Origin of the sequence: Sphingobium sp. ZW T5_29, assembly GCF_044987515.1 — a bacterium.
In the GTDB taxonomy this organism is placed as follows: domain Bacteria; phylum Pseudomonadota; class Alphaproteobacteria; order Sphingomonadales; family Sphingomonadaceae; genus Sphingobium.
The window spans coordinates 198,402-213,228 of sequence record NZ_JBJDRM010000004.1; the positions used below are offsets into that span (position 1 = coordinate 198,402).

The 14,827-nt window shown below is 62.2% G+C and carries 12 protein-coding genes, 2 tRNA genes and 1 riboswitch; of the genes, 12 read left to right on the forward strand and 2 right to left on the reverse strand.

Annotated features, from left to right (window positions below):
• Nucleotides 1-233 precede the first annotated feature (233 nt).
• From ACI3KQ_RS04890 to gltB, 11 genes are all read left to right on the forward strand, one after another.
• Entirely contained in the window at nucleotides 234-1,580 is a 1,347-nt protein-coding gene (locus ACI3KQ_RS04890) for a S41 family peptidase (RefSeq protein ID WP_404955326.1), read from the forward strand.
• 96 nt (nucleotides 1,581-1,676) lie between these two features.
• Nucleotides 1,677-2,162: a disulfide bond formation protein B gene (locus ACI3KQ_RS04895; RefSeq protein ID WP_404955328.1), complete on the forward strand. Its 486-nt coding sequence runs from the start codon at nucleotides 1,677-1,679 to the stop codon at nucleotides 2,160-2,162.
• Complete coding sequence (locus tag ACI3KQ_RS04900) at nucleotides 2,159-2,713, forward strand: demethoxyubiquinone hydroxylase family protein (RefSeq protein ID WP_404955330.1); 555 nt, start codon at nucleotides 2,159-2,161, stop codon at nucleotides 2,711-2,713. Before ACI3KQ_RS04895 ends, ACI3KQ_RS04900 begins: the two co-directional genes overlap by 4 nt.
• A 19-nt stretch (nucleotides 2,714-2,732) precedes the next feature.
• Nucleotides 2,733-3,299 (forward strand): hypothetical protein, encoded by a 567-nt coding sequence (locus ACI3KQ_RS04905; protein ID WP_404955477.1) that lies wholly within the window; start codon nucleotides 2,733-2,735, stop codon nucleotides 3,297-3,299.
• 86 nt (nucleotides 3,300-3,385) lie between these two features.
• A complete protein-coding gene (locus tag ACI3KQ_RS04910) occupies nucleotides 3,386-3,772 on the forward strand; it encodes a hypothetical protein (RefSeq protein ID WP_404955332.1) in 387 nt (128 codons plus the stop codon).
• 52 nt (nucleotides 3,773-3,824) lie between these two features.
• A riboswitch (yybP-ykoY riboswitch) is annotated at nucleotides 3,825-3,947 on the forward strand.
• 98 nt (nucleotides 3,948-4,045) lie between these two features.
• Nucleotides 4,046-4,624, forward strand: a complete 579-nt coding sequence (locus ACI3KQ_RS04915) for a TMEM165/GDT1 family protein (RefSeq protein ID WP_404955334.1) — start codon at nucleotides 4,046-4,048, stop codon at nucleotides 4,622-4,624.
• 102 nt (nucleotides 4,625-4,726) lie between these two features.
• Nucleotides 4,727-5,662: a complex I NDUFA9 subunit family protein gene (locus ACI3KQ_RS04920; RefSeq protein WP_404955337.1), complete on the forward strand. Its 936-nt coding sequence runs from the start codon at nucleotides 4,727-4,729 to the stop codon at nucleotides 5,660-5,662.
• Between the two features lie 175 nt (nucleotides 5,663-5,837).
• On the forward strand, nucleotides 5,838-6,647 hold the full coding sequence (locus tag ACI3KQ_RS04925; protein WP_404955339.1) for an undecaprenyl-diphosphate phosphatase: 810 nt from the start codon (nucleotides 5,838-5,840) through the stop codon (nucleotides 6,645-6,647).
• Nucleotides 6,648-6,813: 166 nt separating this feature from the next.
• Nucleotides 6,814-8,265: an NAD(P)-dependent oxidoreductase gene (locus tag ACI3KQ_RS04930; protein WP_404955342.1), complete on the forward strand. Its 1,452-nt coding sequence runs from the start codon at nucleotides 6,814-6,816 to the stop codon at nucleotides 8,263-8,265.
• Nucleotides 8,262-8,996 (forward strand): DUF2059 domain-containing protein, encoded by a 735-nt coding sequence (locus ACI3KQ_RS04935; RefSeq protein WP_404955343.1) that lies wholly within the window; start codon nucleotides 8,262-8,264, stop codon nucleotides 8,994-8,996. The genes ACI3KQ_RS04930 and ACI3KQ_RS04935 overlap by 4 nt, the downstream gene beginning before the upstream one ends.
• On the forward strand, nucleotides 8,996-13,534 hold the full coding sequence (gene gltB / locus ACI3KQ_RS04940) for a glutamate synthase large subunit (RefSeq protein WP_404955345.1): 4,539 nt from the start codon (nucleotides 8,996-8,998) through the stop codon (nucleotides 13,532-13,534). The genes ACI3KQ_RS04935 and gltB overlap by 1 nt, the downstream gene beginning before the upstream one ends.
• 70 nt (nucleotides 13,535-13,604) lie before the next feature.
• On the opposite strand, the gene ACI3KQ_RS04945 is transcribed toward gltB, so the two are convergent.
• Nucleotides 13,605-14,087: a hypothetical protein gene (locus tag ACI3KQ_RS04945; RefSeq protein ID WP_404955347.1), complete on the reverse strand. Its 483-nt coding sequence runs from the start codon at nucleotides 14,085-14,087 to the stop codon at nucleotides 13,605-13,607.
• Between the two features lie 148 nt (nucleotides 14,088-14,235).
• Between ACI3KQ_RS04945 and ACI3KQ_RS04950 the strand changes: the two genes are divergently transcribed.
• Nucleotides 14,236-14,322: transfer RNA gene (locus tag ACI3KQ_RS04950), tRNA-Leu, on the forward strand.
• Nucleotides 14,323-14,733: 411 nt separating this feature from the next.
• Here the strand turns inward: ACI3KQ_RS04950 and ACI3KQ_RS04955 are convergent.
• Nucleotides 14,734-14,823 (reverse strand) — tRNA-Ser (locus tag ACI3KQ_RS04955).
• Between the last annotated feature and the right edge of the window lie 4 nt (nucleotides 14,824-14,827).

Sequence of the window (14,827 nt, forward strand, 5' to 3'; positions counted from 1 at the left end):
AAGTGGGAACCGGTTTTGCGCTTAAAAGGATGCGATAACAAAAAACTAGAGCGCGCGACCTGCGTCCGACTAAACGCAGCGCGATCTAATGGCTTCATTCCCTCCCCGTGGCAGGGCGTCGACCGCCAATGGACCGCTGCAACGGCGTCTGAGAAAAAATGCGACCATGCCTTTTTGCGTCCGTTCGTAAACGCGCCTATATTGACCGCCAGATGCCAGGACTCAGGACAGCAATGACTTCCAATTTCTTCCGGGGCGCGCTCGCCCTCGGCGCGCTCGCGCTCATTCCCGCCACGACCGCCGCGCTCGCCGACGGGGAAGCGAGCAGCTATAAGGCGCTCGACGAGTTCATGGATGTGTTCCAGAAAGTCCGCAGCGACTATGTGGAAAAGGTGGACGACCAAAAGCTGATAAAGGGCGCCATCGACGGCATGCTGGCCAGTCTGGATCCCCATTCCAGCTTCCTTGACGCGCGCGATTTCCAGAATCTGCGCACCCAGACAGAGGGCAGCTATGGTGGCCTGGGCCTGTCGGTCACGCAGGAGGATGGCGCGGTCAAGGTGATCGCACCGACGCAGGATACACCGGCCTGGCGCGCGGGGATCAAGGCGGGCGATTATATCACGCATCTGGACGGGCAGCTTATCTATGGCGGCACTCTGGACGAGGCCGTCGACAAGATGCGCGGCGCACCGGGTACATCGATCAAGCTGACGATCGTGCGACCGGGCCGCGACAAGCCTATCGAACTTACCCTGACGCGTGAGATCATCGAGCTGAAGCCCGTGAAGTGGGAAGTGAAGAACAATGTCGGCGTGATAACGATCGTCAGCTTCTCCGCCAACACCGGAGCGGACCTGCGCCAGGCAATCCGCAGCATCGACAAGGCGGCGGGCGGCAAGCCGACGGGCTACATCCTTGATCTGCGATCCAATCCCGGCGGCTTGCTGGACGAAGCGGTAGCGGTCAGCGACAGCTTCCTGGAGCGCGGCGAAATCGTGTCGCAACGCGGACGCAACAAGGGTGATGTTGAGCGCTATTATGCAAAGCCCGGTGACGACGCCAAGGGCCTGCCCGTGATCGTTCTGGTCGATGCGGGGTCGGCATCCGCCTCCGAAATCGTGGCAGGCGCGCTTCAGGACCAGCACCGCGCGCTGGTCATGGGCGAACGCAGCTTTGGCAAGGGCAGCGTGCAGACCATGCTGCCGCTGACCAACACCACGGCGCTGAAGCTGACAACGGCGCGCTATTATACGCCTGCAGGCCGGTCAGTTCAGGAAGGCGGGATCGAGCCCGACGTCCGCGTGCCGCAACTGTCCGACCCTGATTACAAGAACCGCCCCAAATTCCGCGAAAGCGACCTGCGTCGTCATTTGATCAATGAGATCAAGAGCGACAATTCCGCGCTGGAGGAGGATGTGAAGGCCGATCCACGCTTCACCGCCACGGCGGAGGAGCTGAAGAAGAAGGGGATCGAGGACTTCCAGCTGGACTATGCGCTCAAGACTATTGGCCGCCTTGATGCGAGGTCGGCCACCCCGATGGCGCAGGCGGCGCCTGTTCGCAAGCCTGCCCGCTGAACGCTTGAGACGGGACAGCCTGATCCAGCGCAGCGCAGTTCTGGATGACGGCAAGTTCAGCATGACGAAAGGCGCGCGGGCGTTTAAGCGAGCGGTATGAAGACGCTGCCCCTCGCCCGCGCCCTTGCCCTGGTCGTTCCCCTGCTGCTGCTGGGGGGCGCTTACGCTTCCCAATATCTGGGCGGGCTGCATCCATGCGAAATGTGCTGGTGGCAGCGCTATCCACATATGGCCGCAGTGCCCCTGGCGCTGATCGCCTATGCATTGAAGCGGCGACCGTGCCTCAGCGCCCTGTTCGCAGGGCTTGCGGGACTGGCCATCGGCGTCAGCGGCGGCATAGGCCTGTTTCATGCGGGCGTCGAATATGGCTGGTGGGAAGGACTCACCGCCTGTTCGACAACACCCGCCAGCGGCGGGTCTGCCGACATATTGAGCCAGATCATGGCGGCACCGATCACCCGGTGCGACGTCGCGCCGTGGACCCTGCTGGGCATATCGCTGGCGGGCTATAACGGCCTCTTGTCCGGGGCGGCGGCGCTCGCCATCTTGATCCTGCTGATCAAGGGAAGGAAACAGGCATGAGCGCTCCCCGCGATTTCCCACGCCCCGGCCGCAAGGCCACCGCGCAGCAGCGCAGTTCCATGCTGCGCGTGGATCAGGCGGGTGAGTTCGGCGCGGCGCGCATCTATGCCGGGCAACTCGCGGTGATGGGCGACCGTCATCCCGACTCCCGCGTGATCGCGGGGATGCAGGCCCAGGAGGAACGTCACCGCCGCATCTTTGACGCGATGATCGTGGATCGGGGCGTGCGACCGACGGCGTTGCGGCCGATCTGGAACGTCGCCGGTTTTGCGCTGGGCGCGGTGACCGCCGCGATCGGTCCGCGCGCGGCCATGGCCTGCACTGCGGCCATCGAGACGGAAATCGACCGCCATTATGGCGAACAGCTGGAGAGTTTGGGCGCCGACGACCCGGAACTTACCGCCACCATCGCGGATTTTCAGGCCGAGGAGCTTGAGCATCGCGACATCGCCATCGCCCATGGCGCGGAACAGGCGATTGCTTACCCCCTGTTGTCGGGCGCCATTCGGCTGGGTTGCCGCGCCGCCATCGCGCTGTCGAAGCGGATCTGAGGAGACATAAGATATGAACATGACACGGATCTTCGCTGCGATGCTGATGGCGACAGCCGCCCTCCCCGCATCCGCCCAGCAAGCGGGCCCATCGCAGGAACCCGCGCGCGCCGTCCCCGCTGGGAACACTGGATCGGAACGGGTCAATCTGGTGATCGTCTATGGTGATGACGCCTGTCCGCAAAGCGCAGGCAGCGACATTGTCGTGTGCGCACGCAAGGGAGAGGAAGAACGCTATCGTATCCCCGAACCGCTGCGCGGTGACCCCAATGCACCCGCAAACCAGGCATGGGGCGAACGGGTCAGGTCAATGGAATATGTCGGGCGGACCGGCACGGAAAGCTGTTCGGCAACCGGACCAGGCGGTTTCACCGGATGTTTTTCGCAGTTGGCGCGCCTTGCCAAGGCGGAACGGCAGCAGGCCGACAATGCGAGCTGGAAGGATTTGGTCGAAGCCGAACGAGGACGGCGACTGTCCACCATCGACGCTGACAGCCGTGAGATTGAGGCACGCGCCATCGCCGAGGAAAAGGCGAAGGCATCCGCAGCAAGCCAACAGCCCACGCCGCAAACGACGGCGCCCTGACCTCTTCCAGAGGGGCGGGTCGCTTCAAGCACGGGGATCGGCAGGGGGCATTTCGGCGCGACAGGGGATTTGAAGGATTTTTGCCAATGCGTTTCCTCGCTTACCCCGCGTTGACTGCGCTCCTGCTGCCTCTGGCCGCGCCGACCCATGCGGAGCCGCCCAACAAGGTTTTCAACCTCATAGTCTATGGCGACGACCCCTGCCCTCAGGGCGAAGGGGACGAGATCATCGTCTGCGCCCGCAAGCCGGAGTCCGAGCGCTACCGCATTCCAAAGAAATTGAGAGAAAAGCCTGCACCTTCCGGCGGTCCCGGCTGGGGAAGCCAGGTGGCGACGATGGAGCAGGCCCAGCGGCAGACTTTGCCGGGCAGCTGTTCTGCAATCGGCAGCAACGGCTTTTCCGGCTGCACCGCCAAAATGCTGGAGCAATGGTTCGCCGAACGACGGATGCAGGAGTCGAATGGCGAGCCTTGAGGCGTGACGAAGCCGACCCAACTTGCGCCCGCACGAAATCGTCTATAGGACGCCAACCGTCATCTGGGGAGTAGCCAGCCGTCCGATTGGGCGGGCCGTATGTCAACATATTCGGCCGAGAGGTCGTGGCATGCGGGATGTGGAAAACACCGGGCAATCGTCCGGCGTCCGCATCGGGCGAGACCAATGGTATCGACTTTTCCTTGTCCGGCCGGGCGGGAAGAGGCGGTGGCATTGCGTCATTCACTGATCGCCCGGCCCGGATATTCGCTCATGGAAGCCCTGACTACCTCCACGGCCCTCGTCGCGCTCGCTGAAATGGGCGACAAGACGCAGTTGCTGGCGATGCTGCTCGCCACCCGCTTTCGTCGTCCGCTCCCGATCATCCTGGGCATATTGGTGGCGACGCTTGCCAATCATTTCCTCGCCGCCCTCGTCGGCCACTCCGTCGCGGATGTGCTGGACCAGCAGTGGTTTCGCTATGCAGTCGCGGCGAGTTTCGTCCTGATGGCGGGCTGGACCTTGATCCCCGATACCTTCGATGCGGATGAACCGCTCAAGGCTCCCGGCGGGGCAGGTGTGTTCGTCACCACGCTGGTTGCGTTTTTTCTGGTCGAAATGGGCGACAAGACCCAGATCGCCACTGTGGCGCTGGGCGCGCAGTTTGAAAATCTGTTCGCGGTTACAGCCGGGACGACATTGGGCATGATGATCGCCAACGTCCCCGCGGTGCTGTTTGGCGAGGCGCTAGCGAAAAAAGTGCCGATGCGGGCGCTTCAGGTCGCTGCGGCGCTGCTGTTCCTTGGGCTGGGCCTATGGATGATCGCAGATCTTCAGGGCTGGATGGGCTAAAAAAGGAACGCGCCCGCTGTCGCAGCGGTTGTCAGCGGGCGGCGGCTGTTGCAAGGGGAAATCAAGGTCATCTCCCCAATCAGGACAGGCATGGAACACGCGATGAAGGACAGTCTGGTTACAGTCTTTGGCGGCGGCGGCTTCCTGGGTCGGCATGTCGCTCAGGCATTGATGGAGCGCGGCGCTCGCGTGCGCATTGCGCAGCGCGATCTGGCGTCGGCAATGCGGGTGCAACCTCTGGGCGGCCTTGGCCAGAAGCAGTTCGTCGCCGCCGATATCCGCAAGCCGCAGAGCGTCGCGCACGCCATTGCTGGCAGCGATATGGTGATCAACCTGGTCGGCGTGCTGAACGGCGATTTCGAAGGATCGCATCATGACGGCGCGGCCAATGTCGCCAAGGCGGCGGCTGACGCCGACGTCCGGGCGCTGGTCCATGTCTCCGCAATCGGAGCCGACCCGCAAAGCCCGTCGGCCTATGGCCGGTCAAAGGCGGCGGGCGAAGCAGCGGTCATGGCTGCTTTCCCGCAGGCGACGATCATCCGCCCGTCCATCCTGTTCGGCCCCGAAGATCAGTTTCTCAATCGCTTTGCCCAGTTGATCAGCAGCTTTCCGGTCGTGCCGGTGATCGGGGCTGAAACTAAGTTCCAACCGGTCTTTGTCGGAGACGTCGCGCAGGCGATTATCCAGGCAATTGATAATCCCGCCCTTCATGGCCGCAAGACCTATGAACTGGGCGGGCCAGAGCAGCTCAGCATGATGGAACTGAACCGCTGGATCGCCAAGACCATCGGACGCCAGCGCCCACTGATCGCGGTGCCATCATCGATCGCCTCATTTATTGCCGGGCTGGGCTTTCTGCCCGGCGCGCCCATCACCCGCGACCAATATGCGATGCTCCAAAAGGACAATATTATGTCCACCAGCGCGCCGGGCCTCGCCGAACTGGGCGTTGCGGCCACGCCCATGGAGGCGGTCGCCGAAAACTGGCTGATACGCTATCGGCGTCACGGGCGTTTTGCCGGGCGCGTAAAAGCCTGAGCGATGGCGTCCGCCCTGGCCCCGCCTTTCTTCGGCGGGGCGACAGGCGTACGCGACCGACCGTGCGCGCAACCACATTGCGCCCGGCCTTCGCTTCTGCACAATAGGGCAGCTATTCGAGCTACCCCGCCTCCGGGGCAACCCTCCTTTCCAGCACCAAGGATCAGACACGCCCATGGACCTGCATTATCTGACGGTAATCCTGCTGGGCATTGTCGAAGGGCTGACGGAATTCCTGCCGGTTTCATCGACCGGCCATCTTATTCTGGCCAGCGAGCTGCTGGGCTATGACGCATCGACCTGGGCGATGTTCAACATCATCATCCAGTTGGGCGCGATCCTGGCAGTGGTCGTGCTATATTGGCGCACATTCTGGGCCGTAGCACTGGGACTGCTGGGCAAGGAACCAGCCAGCTGGCGCTTCGTGCGCAACCTGCTGATCGCCTTCATCCCGTCGGCGGTGATCGGACTGGCAGTGCATGACTATATCGAAATGCTTTTGGGCGCGCCCATGGTGGTCGCCTGGGCGCTGATCGTCGGGGGCGTGGCCATCCTGCTGATAGAACGGATGGTCAAGACGGAGCGCTTTCATGGCATCGCGGACATTCCGTTGGTGCAGGTCATCGGCATCGGCTTCATCCAGTGCATATCGATGATCCCGGGGGTCAGCCGGTCGGGCGCCACCATCATGGGCGCATTGGCGCTCGGCGTTGAACGGCGGACCGCCGCTGAATTCAGCTTCTTCCTCGCGGTCCCAACGATGGTGGGAGCGAGTACGCTGGAGCTCCTCAAGAAGGGCGATCAGGTCACATCTGCTACCGTCGGCTGGGGCAGCATCGCCTTGGGCTTCATAGTATCCTTCATCGTGGCGCTGCTGGTAATCCGCTGGTTTGTGGGCCTGGTTTCCCGACATGGATTCGCCCCGTTTGCATGGTATCGAATCATTGCCGGTGTCTGCGCCCTGTTGTGGCTCACATGGAGATAGGGCCGAAACGGACCTTATCCAACCTTGATAACGACCCGGATTATCCCACTATCATGGATCAGCGGTAAAATTAGGTCACTGATTATGACCTAATCTGCAGAATCCCCGTGACTCTGCGGGTTTTTCTGCTATGTGCGCCACTGACTTCATTTTCGTAGGACTCATCATGGCTGACACTCCGATGCTGAAATTCGTGGGAACGGGCCAAGCCTATCCCGAGAAGCGTTCGGCCGATGATCGCGCCGATGATTTTCTCGAAATCAGCCGCAGCTTCCTGCTCGAAAGGGCCGAAGAACAGGCGGCGCGCTGTTCGCAATGCGGCGTGCCCTATTGTTCGACCCATTGCCCGCTGCACAACCATATTCCCGACTGGCTGCGCCTGACGGCGGAAGGACGGCTGCGAGAGGCTTATGAACTCAGCAATTTGACCAGCACCATGCCGGAAATCTGCGGCCGCATCTGCCCGCAGGATCGTCTGTGCGAAGGCAATTGCGTGATCGAATTTTCGGGCCACGGTGCGGTGACCATCGGCAGCGTGGAAAAATTCATCACCGACACAGCCTGGAAAGAAGGCTGGGTTGAACCGCTGGCGCCCGGCAAGTCGCTAGGCCAGTCGGTCGGCGTCATCGGCGCTGGGCCAGCGGGCCTGACGACCGCCGAATATCTCCGCGTCGCGGGCTATGAAGTGCATGTTTACGACCGGCACGACCGGGCGGGTGGACTGCTGACCTACGGCATTCCCGGCTTCAAGCTGGAAAAGGATGTCGTCATGCGCCGCGTCCAGCGGTTGAAGGACGGCGGCATCATCTTCCATGAAGGGTTTGAGGTCGGCCGCGACGCAACGATGGAAGAATTGCGCGAACGCCATGACGCCATCCTGATCGCCACCGGCGTCTACAAGCCGCGCGACATAAAGGCGCCGGGTGTCGGCGCGCCGGGCATCGTCAAGGCGCTCGACTTCCTCACCGCCTCCAACAAGGCCGGGTTCGGCGACCTCGTGCCCGAACATGAGGACGGCACGCTGCATGCCAATGGCAAGAAGGTCGTCGTCATCGGCGGCGGCGACACAGCGATGGACTGCGTCCGCACCGCCATCCGTCAGGGCGCGACTTCGGTGAAGTGCCTCTATCGCCGCGACCGGGAAAATATGCCGGGATCGCAACGCGAAGTGCAGAATGCCGAGGAAGAAGGCGTCGAGTTTGTCTGGCTGTCCGCTCCGATCGCCTTTGAAGGCACGGAACATGTGACAGGCGTCAAAGTGACGAAGATGCGTCTGGGCCAGCCCGACGCATCAGGTCGCCGTGCGCCTGAGGCCGATCCGGGCACCGAATATTCGCTGGACGCCGACCTTGTGATCAAAGCCCTGGGTTATGACCCGGAAGAACTGCCCAAGATGTTCGGCGCGGAAGACCTGTCGGTCACGCGCTGGGGCACGCTGCGCGTCGATCACAAGACGATGATGACCAGCATGGATGGCGTTTTCGCCGCTGGCGACATCGTGCGTGGCGCTTCGCTGGTCGTATGGGCGATCCGCGATGGCCGCGACGTGACCGAGCATATGCACCGCTATCTGCGTGCCAAGGCGAAGGCGGCGGCCGGAGAAAGGCAAGCGGCGTGAGGCTGGCTTTCCGCCTTTCTCTGATCGGGTTGGCGCTGCTGGCCGCGCCGACCGCCCTTGCGCAGGGCGCGCCTGACGCCGCGCGGGTGGCGGCTGCGCGTCCGGTCGTGGACAAAATCTTCCCGGTCGGCACCTATCGCCGGATGATGGATGGCACCATGTCCAAGATGATGGACAGCATGATGGACGGCATGATGAAGATGCCGATCGCTCAGTTCGCCCACATTGGCGGTGTGCCGGAAGAGAAGCTGGCGGCGCTTGAGGAATCCTCGATGGAACAGATCAGCGCCATCATCGATCCCCATTTCCGCCAGCGCATGAAGCTGGGCATGGATGCGATGATGGGATCGATGGTCGACATGATGGACGGGTTCGAACCCAAGGTCCGCAACGCACTGACACGCGCCTATGCACGCAAGTTCGACGGCAAGCAGCTTGGCGAACTGGCAACATTTTTCGGCACGCCCACTGGCGACCTCTATGCGCGCGAATCCATGATGATGTTCATGGACCCGGAGATCATGAGCGAAATGCAGGCCTTGATGCCTGAGATGATGAAGAAGATGCCTGAAATGACTGCGAAGGCCGAGGCAGCGACGAAAGACCTGCCGCCGCCCCGCAAGGTCGCCGACCTGTCGCGGCAGGAACGCGGCAAATTGGCAAAGCTGTTGGGTGTCGAGGCGAGCGTTCTGCATGACGCGCCCGTCGCAAGTGACGAAGGAACCGAATGATGACCGACCTGACCCCTTTCATGGCGAGCCCCGAAGAGCGCGCGCGCCTGGCCGCCGAGGGCATGTATCATCCTGAGATGGAAGGCGATGCCTGCGGCGTCGGCCTTGTCGCCGCGACGGATGGCCGTCCGAGCCGCCGCGTCGTCGCTTCGGCGATCGACGCGCTGAAGGCCGTATGGCACCGCGGCGCAGTCGATGCGGATGGCAAAACCGGCGACGGCGCGGGCATCCATGTCGACCTGCCCGTACGCTTCTTTGACGATGCCATTGCCGATTCGGGTCACAAGCCGCTGCCCAATCGCCTCGCCGTCGGCATGATCTTCCTGCCGCGCACCGATTTGAGCGCGCAGGAAACCTGCCGCACCATCGTCGAAAGCGAGATCATCGACGCAGGCTACACCATCTATGGCTGGCGCCAGGTGCCGGTCGATGTTTCGGTCATCGGCGAGAAGGCGCAGCGCACGCGACCGGAAATCGAGCAGATCATGATCGCCGGGCCAATGCCCGAAGAACGCGATCAGGCGGAGTTTGAAAAGGACCTTTACCTCATCCGTCGCCGGATCGAGAAGAAGGTCATCGCCGCGCAAATCCAGGATTTCTACGTCTGTAGCCTGTCATGCCGGTCGATCATCTACAAGGGGCTGTTCCTCGCGGAATCGCTGTCGGTATTTTACCCCGACCTGCAGGACGATCGCTTCGAAAGCCGGGTCGCGATCTTCCACCAACGCTATTCGACCAACACCTTCCCGCAATGGTGGCTGGCCCAGCCTTTCCGCACGCTGGCGCATAATGGTGAGATCAACACGATCCGTGGCAACAAGAACTGGATGAAGAGCCACGAGATCAAGATGGCTTCGCTGGCCTTCGGGGACCATTCCGAAGACATAAAGCCCGTGATCCCGGCTGGCGCATCCGACACCGCCGCGTTGGACGCCGTGTTCGAAGCGATCTGCCGTTCCGGCCGCGACGCGCCCACGGCCAAGCTGATGTTGGTGCCCGAAGCATGGCAGGCTGCGTCAAACGAAACGCCGCAGTCGCACATGGACATGTATGAATATCTCGCCTCGGTAATGGAACCGTGGGACGGCCCCGCCGCGTTGGCGATGACCGATGGCCGATGGGTCGTGGCGGGTGTCGATCGCAACGCGCTGCGTCCACTGCGCTATACGCTGACGGGCGACAATCTGCTGATCGTGGGTTCCGAAACCGGCATGGTCGTCGTCCCCGAAGCCACCATCGTCCGCAAGGGACGCATGGGTCCTGGGCAGATGATCGCAGTCGATCTCGCCGAGGGCGTGCTCTACGACGACCGGGAGATCAAGGACCAGATCGCAGGCGAACGCCCTTATGCTGAGCTGATCAAGGACTTCATGCGCATGGACCACCTGCCGCAGGCGCAAGGTGGCCTGCCGCAGTGGGACAAGGCGGAACTGACGCGCCGCCAGGTTGCCGCCAACCTGACGCTGGAAGATATGGAGTTGATCCTCGCCCCCATGGTCGAGGATGCGAAGGAAGCCATCGGCTCCATGGGCGACGACACGCCGCTGGCCGTCATTTCCGACAAGCCGCGCACCGTCAGCCATTTCTTCCGGCAGAATTTCAGCCAGGTCACCAATCCGCCGATCGATTCCCTGCGCGAACGCCATGTGATGAGCCTGCGCACGCGCTTTTCCAACCTGCACAACATATTGGAACAGGAAGCGCAGAACAGCCATGTGCTGGTGTTGGATTCGCCTGTCCTGACCTCGTCCGAATGGGCCAGGCTGAAGGCGCATTTCGGCCCGGCTGTAGCGGAAATCGACTGCACTTTTTCGGCGGAAGGCGGCCAGGAACAACTGCGCGCCGCCATCGCCCGTATTCGCGAGGAAGCGGAGCAGGCCGTGCGCGAAGGGCGGACCGAAATCTTCCTGACCGACGAGCATGTCAATTCGGGCAAGGTCGCCATCGCAGGCGTTCTGGCCGCAGCGGCGGTGCACACCCATCTCGTCCGCAAGGGCTTGCGCAGCTATGCATCAATCAACGTGCGTTGCGCCGAAGCGCTGGACACGCATTATTTCGCGGTGCTGATCGGCGTCGGCGCAACCACGGTGAACGCCTATCTTGCCGAAGCAAGCATTGCAGATCGCCATGCACGGGGCCTGTTCGGCGATCTGACGCTGGAAACCTGCTTCGAACGGTTCCGCACGGCGATCAACGAAGGCCTGCTGAAGATCATGTCCAAGATGGGCATTGCCGTCATCAGCAGCTATCGCGGCGGCTATAATTTCGAGGCGGTGGGCCTGTCCCGCGCGCTCGTCAACGACCTGTTCCCCGGCATGCCCGCGAAGATTTCGGGCGAAGGCTATGCGTCGCTGCATCATAATGCCGTGCTGCGGCACGAGACGGCCTATGACAGCGCGGTCGTGCGCCTGCCGGTCGGCGGCTTCTATCGTCAACGCAATGGGGGGGAGAGCCACGCCTATTCCGCGCAGCTGATGCACCTGTTGCAGACGGCGGTCGGGACCGACAGCTATTCGACCTATCTGCAATTTGCGCGCGGCGTGCGCGACCTGCCGCCGGTCTATCTGCGCGATCTACTGGAGTTCAACTTCGCCCGCGAAGCCGTGCCGATCGACGAGGTCGAGGCAACCACCGAAATCCGCAAGCGCTTCGTCACGCCGGGCATGTCGCTAGGCGCGCTCAGCCCCGAAGCGCACGAAACGCTGGCGATCGCAATGAACCGCATCGGCGCGAAGGCGGTTTCAGGCGAAGGCGGCGAGGACGCGACCCGCTTCAAGCCCTATGAAAATGGCGATAACGCCAATTCGGTGATCAAGCAGATAGCGTCCGGCCGCTTTGGCGTTCATGCCGAATATCTGGGCAGCGCCGAGGAAATCGAGATCAAGGTCGCACAGGGCGCGAAGCCCGGTGAGGGCGGCCAGCTCCCCGGCTTCAAGGTCACCGAGTTCATCGCGCGACTGCGCCATTCGACGCCCGGCGTAATGCTGATTTCACCGCCGCCGCATCATGACATCTATTCGATCGAGGACCTGGCGCAGCTCATCTACGACTGCAAGATGATCAACCCGCGCGCGCGGGTCTGCGTGAAGCTGGTCAGCCAGGCGGGCATCGGCACGGTCGCGGCGGGCGTGGCGAAGGCCCATGCCGACGTCATCCTGATCGCGGGCCATGTCGGCGGCACCGGCGCATCGCCCCAGACGTCGATCAAATATGCGGGCACACCATGGGAAATGGGCCTGTCGGAAGCCAATCAGGTGCTGACGCTGAACGGTCTGCGCCATCGGGTGAAGCTGCGCACGGACGGCGGTCTCAAGACCGGGCGCGACATCGTCATCGCCGCGATCCTGGGTGCCGAAGAGTTCGGCATCGGCACGCTGTCGCTGGTAGCAATGGGCTGCATCATGGTGCGTCAGTGCCACAGCAACACCTGCCCCGTAGGCGTCTGCGTGCAGGATGAAAAGCTGCGCGAGAAGTTCACCGGCACGCCGGAAAAGGTCATCAACCTCATGACCTTCATCGCCGAGGAAGTACGCGAAATCCTGGCGCGCCTGGGCTATCGCAGCCTCGACGAGGTGATCGGTCGCACCGAACTGCTCAAGCAGATCAACCGTGGCGCCGAGCATCTGGACGACCTCGATCTCAACCCGATTTTGGCCAAGGTGGATGCGCCCGATGACCAGCGGCGCTTCAGCCTGACCGAATGGCGCAACGAAGTGCCCGACAGCCTGGACGCGCAGATGATGCGCGATGCCAAGGCCGTCTTCGAACGGGGCGAGAAGATGCAGCTGACCTATACGGTCCGCAACACGCATCGTGCCGTGGGCACCCGCCTGTCCGCCGCCGTCACGGAACGTTTCGGCATGTCGACACTGGCAGACGGGCACCTGACCGTGCGGCTGCGCGGCTCAGCGGGTCAGTCGCTGGGCGCGTTCCTGTGCAAGGGCATTACGCTGGAAGTCTTTGGCGACGCCAACGACTATGTTGGCAAGGGCCTGTCGGGCGGCACCATTGTCGTGCGCACGACCGTTTCCTCGCCGCTGACCAGCAAGGACAACACCATCATCGGCAACACCGTCCTATATGGTGCGACAGCGGGCAAGCTGTTCGCGGCGGGCCAGGCGGGCGAACGCTTCGCCGTCCGCAATTCGGGCGCGCAGGTGGTGGTCGAAGGCTGCGGCGCCAATGGCTGCGAATATATGACCGGCGGCACGGCGGTGATCCTGGGGCGCACTGGCGCGAACTTCGGCGCAGGCATGACCGGCGGCATGGCCTTCATCCTGGACGAGGATGGCAGTTTTGGCACGCGGGCCAACCCGGAAAGCATTGTCTGGCAGCGGCTTGACAGCGCCCATTGGGAAGCACAGCTCAAGGCTCTGATCGCCGAACATGCGGTGACCACCGACAGCAAATGGTCAAACACGATCCTCGATGATTGGGATCGCTGGCGGCGTTATTTCTGGCAGGTCTGCCCGAAGGAAATGATAAACCGCCTGACTCACCCGTTGAGCGACACACCAGTGGTCGTTGCCGCCGAGTAAGGGACGTCACATTCGGCCTTGTTGATCGCTCCCTTACTTTCGCGGGGTGCATGGACAAGGCCGAATTCGCTCAGGGAACCGCGATCGACGGCTGTAACTGCCCGTGCGCGGTGGCAACGCCTTGGGCGACCCGCACAGGGTACGGCGCAAAGCCATCGCCATTTGCAAATCGCTCTATTTCCTCAGGCAGTTGATGTGCCGAAGAATGCATGGGGCGGTCTAAATCGGCCAGCAAGTCCTCTGGCTGGCCTGGTTCCTGCCCGTCATAATCCCGCACGGTCGCATCGTCATAGCCGTCCCAGGAGGCTGACGCGGCATGGAACTGCCTTTCCGCCAACGTCGGTCCGCACCCCGTGCATTTGACTTCCTCCGGCCCATTCAGCACCATCATGTCCGGCATAGCCACATGCGGTTCTTCAACAACGAAGCTGCCAGCGTCATATTCCGCGACCACGGCCCGCGGCGATGTCGTGGCGTAAAGCCCAAGGCTCAAACCGCCGACCAGCGCCGCGCCGACGCTTGCCATGCTGAATAACCAAAATCGGGCCGACATGCCGACATCCTCCATCGCTGCTCCGCCCCGGTGATTGCTGATGTGGAAAAGAAAACGCACAGGAAGATAGGTTGTTGCATGCCATGAGAGCCTTTGCTAAGGGCCGCCTCCTACCAGGTGCCGGCCTCGCCGGTTTCCCTTTAGATGTGCGGTCGTGGCGGAACTGGTAGACGCGCAACGTTGAGGTCGTTGTGGCCGAAAGGCCGTGGAAGTTCGAGTCTTCTCGACCGCACCAATCAGTGTTAAATGTCTGGAATAATGTTATATTCCCCTTGGCGGGGAAAACCGCATTTTGCGACCGTTGGAGGCGCTATTCCAGCTTGTGAAGCCAACGACACTTTCCGCTGCCGGTTCCCTGACCCGACATGCCCAAATTCTCGGTCGAATTCGCCGCTTCACTTATGCGAAACGCACGTCGTTCAACATTCGGCATCATCCCACGCGATCGCGACCTCACCGCCGAGCAAATGTGCCGCCCGTGAAATCTGTCTGAGCCCGGGCCGACGGCTGGACTTCTGAAAATACTTTCCAGCATGCGCCGTGGGCTTGAGCTGCATATCCCTGGATGCGATTGGAAACGCGGATCATCTAGACCGCGTTAAACCGGGATTGTCTGGATAATCTTGGATCGGGCTGGATGATCAAGTGGCGGAGAGGGAGGGATTCGAACCCTCGGTACCGTTGCCGGCACGCCGCATTTCGAGTGCGGTGCATTCGACCACTCTGCCACCTCTCCGCAG